The organism is Pseudoalteromonas sp. NZS100_1 (genome assembly GCF_015864285.1).
Lineage (GTDB): Bacteria > Pseudomonadota > Gammaproteobacteria > Enterobacterales > Alteromonadaceae > Pseudoalteromonas > Pseudoalteromonas arctica.
Genome location: NZ_JADYXN010000021.1, coordinates 72,183 through 80,119, shown reverse-complemented (window position 1 = coordinate 80,119; position 7,937 = coordinate 72,183). Strand labels below are relative to the sequence as shown.

The 7,937-nt window shown below is 36.1% G+C and carries 7 protein-coding genes; all 7 read right to left on the bottom strand.

Going from position 1 to position 7,937, the window contains the following annotated elements:
• Positions 1-113: 113 nt before the first annotated feature.
• The 7 genes from I6F66_RS14380 to I6F66_RS14350 all read right to left on the bottom strand — a co-directional run bounded on the left by I6F66_RS14380 (position 114) and on the right by I6F66_RS14350 (position 7,926).
• Positions 114-644, bottom strand: coding sequence for a peroxiredoxin-like family protein (locus I6F66_RS14380; RefSeq protein ID WP_007585494.1), 531 nt, complete (start codon positions 642-644; stop codon positions 114-116).
• A 113-nt stretch (positions 645-757) separates the two neighbouring features.
• Positions 758-2,155, bottom strand: a complete 1,398-nt coding sequence (locus I6F66_RS14375) for a sigma-54 dependent transcriptional regulator (protein WP_197142251.1) — start codon at positions 2,153-2,155, stop codon at positions 758-760.
• 9 nt (positions 2,156-2,164) lie between these two features.
• A complete protein-coding gene (locus tag I6F66_RS14370; protein ID WP_024591627.1) occupies positions 2,165-2,539 on the bottom strand; it encodes an Hpt domain-containing protein in 375 nt (124 codons plus the stop codon).
• Between the two features lie 108 nt (positions 2,540-2,647).
• Entirely contained in the window at positions 2,648-3,460 is an 813-nt protein-coding gene (locus I6F66_RS14365; protein ID WP_165729193.1) for a bifunctional diguanylate cyclase/phosphodiesterase, read from the bottom strand.
• Positions 3,461-3,887: 427 nt separating this feature from the next.
• Positions 3,888-4,178: a hypothetical protein gene (locus I6F66_RS14360; RefSeq protein ID WP_007585474.1), complete on the bottom strand. Its 291-nt coding sequence runs from the start codon at positions 4,176-4,178 to the stop codon at positions 3,888-3,890.
• A 336-nt stretch (positions 4,179-4,514) separates the two neighbouring features.
• Complete coding sequence (locus I6F66_RS14355; protein WP_165729191.1) at positions 4,515-7,325, bottom strand: PAS domain-containing hybrid sensor histidine kinase/response regulator; 2,811 nt, start codon at positions 7,323-7,325, stop codon at positions 4,515-4,517.
• Positions 7,318-7,926, bottom strand: coding sequence for a cysteine hydrolase family protein (locus tag I6F66_RS14350; protein WP_197209392.1), 609 nt, complete (start codon positions 7,924-7,926; stop codon positions 7,318-7,320). The genes I6F66_RS14355 and I6F66_RS14350 overlap by 8 nt, the downstream gene beginning before the upstream one ends.
• Positions 7,927-7,937 lie beyond the last annotated feature (11 nt).

Genomic DNA, 7,937 nt, shown 5'->3' with positions numbered 1-7,937 from the left:
GCTTAAGTTACAAGCCATCCTGGAAGGCTACGATTTAGCAAAATCTCTTGAGCCAGACTTGTGATCAAGAGACAGCTGAAGAGTGCCTTTTTTGAAACCATTTAAAATGAATACTATTTAATAAATGTGCCCCTGATTGGATAGTCGTTTTCTCTTGAAAACTTAATCCCACCTAGCAGTTGCTCTAAATCAGGACGAACAAACGGGCTGTTTGATATATCTACCATTTGAAGCTGATTTTTTTCATTAAGCACATAAATTCCTGGTTCAGCAAATGGATGATCAGTTTCTGCACCACTGCGAGGCTCGCTAATATGTAGCCCTAAATCAGTCATTTGTTCGATTGTTAAACCATAGTAAATTGGGAAGTTAATATCTATTTTTTCAAGATGTTTATTAAGCTGCTCATGGCTATCACCACTTACTGCAACCACTTCAACTCCAGCCTCTTTAAAGTCTTTATGAACTTTAGCAAGCTCGTTGAGTTGCGCAGTACATTTAGGGCAGTGCTGGCCTCGATAAACAACAATCATTTTCCACGGAGAGTCACTTATTCTGTCAACTAAATCTACCTTTTTCTCATCAACATCACTCACTACTAGTGATGGCATAATATCCGCAGGTTTTAAACTAGTGTTACTCATTGCGATCTCCTTTTACTGTTTCAGATTAAAAATTAATTTTGCTCTTACACATAGAGTTTAGGGTAACTTTTATTAATTCAACCTAAAATTGCAATTAAAAATCTATTAAAGCTTTAAGACCATCCCTTTATTTTTCTATAAATGGTAGATGCACTTACCCCTAAATAAGCAGCAGCAAGAGGAATGTTGTCTTCGCAGCTTTTGATTGCGTTTTCAATAGCCCTTTTTTCAACTTGCCATAATGGTTCTATATCGTGAACCGACATAGGAGATAATTGAACACTCTGATCGTTTGTATTGTGAATTGACTTAGTTGAGCTTGAGTGTTTTACAGCGCCTAGACCAAATGAATTTGGTAGCATATCTCTTTCTATTACATCGCCATCATTAATAACGACTGTATTTTCAATTACATTTTGCAGTTCGCGTATATTTCCTGGCCAATCGTAATTACAAAAAAGCGCCTTAACTTCATCAGAAAAGCCAATAAAATGTTTAGCGTTGCTATCGCTTTTTTGTTTTAAAATATACTCAGCGAGCAGCAAAATATCGTTTCCGCGCTCCCTTAAAGGCGGGAGCTTTACGGGGATAACATTTAAACGATAATATAAATCTTCTCTAAAGCGCCCCTCTGCTACCTCTATTATTGGATTTCTGTTGGTTGCACATACCAAGCGAACATCGCTGTGTAATACCTCGCTGCTACCAACCTTGCTAAATATGCCGGTTTGTAAAAAGCGCAATAACTTAGCTTGTAAGTTAAGCTCCATTTCACATAGTTCATCTAGAAATAACGTACCGCCGTTGGCCACTTCAACAGCGCCCTTACGATCGCTTAACGCCCCACTAAACGCCCCTTTAACATGACCAAAAAATTCTGATTCAAATAATTCAGCAGGGATCGCAGCACAGTTTATAGCAATAAAAGGGCCTTGGCTGCGAGGGCTCGAATCATGAAGGGTTTGTGCGCATACTTCTTTACCGGTTCCACTTTCACCTGTAATAAATACGCATGCTTTACTTCTAGCTGCGCTATCTAGCAATCTAAAAACGGTTTTCATTGCGAGAGATTCACCAACAAAATCTTGGCTTTTTTCACTGCTTTGAACCAAAGGTTGTACTTTAGCTTGCTCTTTGGGTGTTAACGCACTTTCTACTGAGCTAATAAGTCGCTGACTTGTGAAGGGTTTTTCTAAAAAATCGAAGCCACCTAAACGCATAGCTTCCACTGCAATATCAATAGAACTATTTGAGGTGATCATGACTACATTAGCAGGATTTTTTTGTTTATTTACAAATTGTAAAACTTCAAGCCCACTTATATCAGGCAAGCATACATCTTGTACTATCACCGCAGGCATTTTTTCTTTAATACCGACCAAAGCAGAATATCCATCTGCGAAATGCTTACATTCAAAACCTACTTGCTCTAGCTGACTTGCGTACAAAGCACCACTTGCGATGCTATCTTCAACAATATAAACAAGGCCTTTACCCATTATATCTGACACGGCTTTCTCCTAGATAGCTATACTCTTACTCATTATTTGATATGCATCTCGGGTTTTATCCAAGTTATGCTTAATAACAAGCGCTGCGTGCAAATTTTCTTCTGTGGTTGGTGGTGGTGAATCGTGTAACTGTGTTGCCAATGCAGCTAAAGGAGCGGCTCCATATAAGGCAGCCGAGTTTTTCAAAACATGCATTATTTCTCTAATTTTTATAATATCTGCATTACTAATTGCCGTATCTAATTGGTTAGCCATAGTAACTAATTCATCGATAAATAAGTTTACTAATCGAGCTAAAACGCTTATTCCAACATCCTTTTCAAGTTGAATTAAAACATTTAGCTCCGTAATACTTTTATCGATAAACTGCTCTGATATAGGCATAGATAACCTTTGTGTAAGTTAAAGCTTCGTACACTAATAAAATGTAAGAATTGTAGTTTAAGAGTAATTTGTTTTTTGCATTTTGCAAATCAAAATGAATATAAACAATTACAGAGCCCAGGTATCAATACTTTTTGTTAATGTTTGCGGCTTATCGAGCAAGTACCCCTGAGCAATATCACAACCAAGTTGTTCTAATATTTGTAATTGCTCATTCTCTTCAATGCCTTCTGCTACAGTTTGTAAGCCCAATCGTTGAGCCATCGCAATAATTGCGCTACATAACGTAAAGTCTTCGTTATTAGTTGCAATACCACTTACAAAACTGCGATCAATTTTTAAACCATCGATATCAAATTGACGAAGTAGACCTAAAGACGCGTACCCAGTGCCAAAATCATCAATCCACACCTTTACGCCTTCTTTATGGAAGTTTTCAAATGCCTTAGCTATTTTATCAGGACTATGAATGAGCGCTGTTTCCGTTAATTCAACTTTAATAGCTTGTGGTGGTATTTGGTGCTTTTCTAGCAAAGCCATTACTTTTGAAAACACATCACCATCTAAAATTTGTACCGGTGAAATATTTAAAGAAACAGCAATATCTGTCATACCAAAATGTCGCATCTGTTTTAAATCAGACAAACATTGCTCAAAAATCCAGTCACCTAATTCTAAAATCATTCCCGATTGCTCTACATGAGGGATAAACTCATCAGGGCCTACAATACCAAAGCGGGGTGATTGGCACCTTACTAGCGATTCAAAGCCGACCAACTTTCCCGTTCCTAATGATACGAGCGGTTGATAAACCATTTTAAAATAATTATTTTGCATTGCATCCGACATGATTCTTTCTAACTCATGCCATCTTGCGAGATTGACTGGGCTTTCTGATTCTAGGTACTTAAATGCATTCATGTTTTGCTCCGATTTTCACTCTTAGTGACTTATGTAATCAAGAGCAAGTTACAGACCATTTAGAAAGTGAATAAAACAAAAATAAAAACAGCAAATTCAAAAGGTTAAGTTTAGTTATTTGAGTATTTAAATTTTTCCATTTTATTTGCATTTTGCAATTCAATTTGCAATGCACCTAAATTAATAAATAAGAGCTTACTCAAGCCCAAACAGCACAGAGAAACCAGTTAGTAATTGTTGGCTAAAAGTAAGGATTAGTAATTGAAGATGAGTATAAAGAAAGGCTTGATAAGACTAATTTGGTTACGCACAGCTTGAATTAAAAAGCGTACACGTAATTTTAAAGCTAGGGAGAAAAAGTTAAAACGGTGATAGGAAACATAAAAAAAACGCAGGCAACAATAAATAGTTACCTGCGCAAAAGTCTCTAGTTTGAAAGAGTGTCGTTATTTTCGTTTTTAGGGGCTGTTACATGTTGTGCATAGTTAGTATTTTGCGAGTCAAACGTATTACTCATCGACTGTGCATTTTCAACATCAGCTTGTGTAAAAGTAATCGGCTGTATGTCCGTTAACGGCTCTACAGAATCGCTACCGCGTAGAACTGTAATACCTATTACTAAGGTAGCTACAAGCAAAATAGACAAAACCATGATTTCAGGTGTAAGTACCCAATTATTACTTTTAGGTTGTTGTTTGGCTTTTGTATTTGTTTGCATATTGCACCTCTTAAAAATTTAACTAAATTGTCTTGATTTGATATTTAATATGTTGCGAAAGCCGTGCCAACTAAACAAAAACAAACGAAAGATAAAATAAACAACAAAATCAAAGTATTAATAAAATTAAAAATGTAATTTAGAATCCAAAAATAATTCGTAACGTTGTATTTTTATTTTGAATTGCAATTTGCGAATCAAATTGAAAAACTATAATAAAAACACTCATTAAATACTAAACAATAAATTTAACTTACTCCTAAAATACTAGGTTAATTTCTTCGTTTATCAAGTTTTATGCAACACAAACCCACTTTTTATATTGCCCTTCATTGCTCAGCTCAGCTTCTCCCACACTTGCGCTAAACGAGAGAGCTTTAAATGTTTAGATTCAATAACCTGCTCTGGGGCATATTTATCAAGCAATAAATAAAGTGTCTCACTTACAATTGGCTTAGCTAAGTAATCATTCATCCCCGCTTCTATAAATCGCTCTTTATCACCATGAATTGCATTTGCTGTGAGCGCTATTATAGGGGTGGCTATACCTAACTTTCTGATTGCTTTGGTTGCAGAGATCCCATCTAGTATTGGCATTTGGATATCCATAAAAATAATATCAATTTTATTGTTTTTAGCCTTCGTTATTGCCTCTTGCCCATCGCTAGCAATATATACCCGACAACCTTTTTGCTCTAAAAACTGTCTTATTACTATTTGATTATTAGTATTATCTTCAGCAACCAATACATTGGTCCCATTCAACTGAGTTAACCCTGAAGAGCTTTCTAAGGCTTTTTTTTGTTCACGATTAGTAAATATAATATCTAAATGAAATAACTGCTCTTCCAATAAACTAATTGCTCGCGGTACATGCGATACTTTAAAAGGGCCATTTAACCTAAGCTCTCTGTCGTTAAGATTTTGCGGTAATAAGCTTTCACCTAGTAAGTCTAAGATAAGTAAACATGGTGAATTAAGGGAGTTATATGTATTTATACACTCGCGTGTTTGGGCTAGCATTCGAGGATCAGTTAATACAATTGCATCAGGAAAACTATCATACTCAGGGATATCTGGACATATTTCATAGTGCTCAAAAGCGATAGAAAACCGAGTGAGTGTGTGCTCCAACGCGGTTTTTAAAATTTGATTATGTCCTACAATCCATACTCTTGGCTTTTTACTTCGTGCTGCAAGCCCCTCTCGCAATATTGAGTCGGTTGTGTCTATTTTTAACGGGTAATTAACGATAAACTCACTCCCTTTATTGAGCTCAGAGTTAACCGAAATATCTCCCCCTACTACATCACAAATTTGCTTACATATCGCAAGGCCTAAGCCACTACCACCATGTTTTCGGGTAATTGAATTATCTGATTGAATAAAAGGCATAAACATACTTTCTATTTTATTTTTTGCGATTCCCATTCCAGTGTCTTTTACTGATAAATGAAGATTTAAATTATTGGCTCCAATGTAAGTACATCTAACGGTCACCGTTATTACGCCTTGTTGAGTAAACTTAATCGCATTGGCTAATAAATTAATGGCTATTTGCCTTATACGTGCATGATCACCAATTACTTGAGCGGGGACATCAGGATAAAAATCAAAAACAACCTCAAGCCCTTTTTGCAAAGCACTTTGGGTAATAATATCTATTGCTTCTTCAATACACGTATCAATACTAAATGGCTGATTATCGAGTGTTATAGCTTGTGCTTCAAAACGCGAATACGTTAATACATCGTCCAATACACTCAGTAATGCATCAGAGCTTGTTTTAATCATTTGTGTGTAACGCATTTGCTCAGAAGTTAAACCGGTATGATGCAAAATATCTGCAGAGCCAATAACGGCATTTAATGGCGTGCGAATTTCATGGCTAATATTTGCCATAAATCGGCTTTTAGATTCAGCTAATGTTTCTGCCTGATGTTTAGCTTCAAGCAATATTTGCTCGCTTTCAATACGTTCTTGTATATCAACAAGTGTTGCGGCAATAGATAACAAATCGTTTTCGTAGCCATCCACAATGGGAGTAAGTGTCATTTCAACCCAATTATTTATGCCTTGTGCATTAATCAAACGTATATCAAAGCGACGTATATCGCGCTTACCTTGTTTATAATCAAGCAAAGTGCTACTAATTTTTTCGACATCTTCTTTTGCTATAAACTTAATTATAGGTAAGCCAAGACTCTCATCTACATTGCTGTGTAAGACGCGTTGCCATGCTTGATTTATAAATAATAAATTGCCAAATGTATCAAGGCGTAGAACAATATCAGGAATATTATCTACGACAGAGTGGTAGTTATATTCTATCTCTGCCATTGCTTGTTCAGCTTTAACTCGCTGCGTAATATTAGTTTCTATAGCGATAAAATGCTTTACTTTACCTTCATCATCTCGCACTGGATTTGCATCAATAGCAACCCAATAAACGTTACCATTCTTATCGTAATTTGTGGTTTCAACTTGAAAAGGAAGCCCATTTTTTACAGCGTGAGACATAACCTTACGACTTTTTTCACATGTTTTTGGCCCTTGTAGCAATTGACCTGGGCTAGTGCCTATAACCTCATCACAGGTGTAACCTGTAAGTACTTCAAAACTATTGTTAACCCACTCAATTACGCCAAATTTATCTGTAATTATTACTAAGTTATTTGTATGGCTCGCAACAAGCGATAAGCGTTTTACATATTTTTGTTGTTGTGTGAGCAAAAATTGAGAATCTTTATGACGTTGAATGTCATAGAACGAGCCTATAAAGCCGCTTTTTTCATCATAAACTAACCTTAACTCAAACCAGTTCATGAGCCCGATGCTGCTTTTAATTTGTATTTCTACACTGGGAGCCTGCTTCCCTTCTAGTAAACAACAGCTGTATGCGACAAAATGCATAATATCATCGCAATTCATTAACTTAGTAATATTGGAGCCAATTAATGAATCGGTTGAGTAACCTAACTTCTTCTCCCAAGCTTCATTAATATAAGTAAAATTCAAATGTTTATCACACTCAAAAATACACTCATCTAAAATAGCTAATAGCTTTGCTTGACGTCGATTACTATTGGAAAGTTTTTCAACTAGTGCATATTGGATTTGAACTTGTAGCTCATCATTATTATTCATGATCTCTCCAATACTTTATAAAAGTATTACTCTGACAAACTCGTGCATAAAGAAGGAAAACCTTTTCACGGTAGAATGCTTGTTCAAAAGGAGTGCGTCTCGGTGTGCAGTCACTTAAAATAGTGGCATTAGAACCAAGTGCAACAGCAGTGCGCACAGTTGAATCAATACAGATAGAAGACACAGTACCCGCTAAAATTATATTAATGGCCCCATGTTTTTTGATGTTTTCGGCTAAACCTATATGTGTAAAAGCATTTAAACTTCTTTTCCCAAATACCACCTCTATAATATTACTAAAAAGGTCTAGCTGCTTAATGGTTTGAGCACAGTACGAACCTGCTTTAAATGCCCCCACCGCAATGACTTTTAATATACCAATCGGATTTTTAAGCTCGCTATAGTTTTGCGTAAAGTGAATGGGTGTATTAATAACTAAAGCAAATTGCTCTGCGCAGAAGGTCAATAAATAGAGTGTATTTTCCCCCACGCCAGTAATTCTTGATGACTCTTCAACCTCGTCATACAAAATGCCTTTTGGCAAAAAGTAATTGTTTTGAAAACCAATTAAAATAGGTGCTGTCTTAGAGAAATCATCCATAACTCTCTCCT

Bases quoted from the DNA above. Each gene is read 5' to 3' on its own strand.
- I6F66_RS14380 (WP_007585494.1), bottom strand. From the start codon at position 644: ATGAGTAACACTAGTTTAAAACCTGCGGATATTATGCCATCACTAGTA.
- I6F66_RS14370 (WP_024591627.1), bottom strand. From the start codon at position 2,539: ATGCCTATATCAGAGCAGTTTATCGATAAAAGTATTACGGAGCTAAAT.
- I6F66_RS14365 (WP_165729193.1), bottom strand. From the start codon at position 3,460: ATGAATGCATTTAAGTACCTAGAATCAGAAAGCCCAGTCAATCTCGCA.
- I6F66_RS14360 (WP_007585474.1), bottom strand. From the start codon at position 4,178: ATGCAAACAAATACAAAAGCCAAACAACAACCTAAAAGTAATAATTGG.
- I6F66_RS14355 (WP_165729191.1), bottom strand. From the start codon at position 7,325: ATGAATAATAATGATGAGCTACAAGTTCAAATCCAATATGCACTAGTT.
- I6F66_RS14350 (WP_197209392.1), bottom strand. From the start codon at position 7,926: ATGGATGATTTCTCTAAGACAGCACCTATTTTAATTGGTTTTCAAAAC.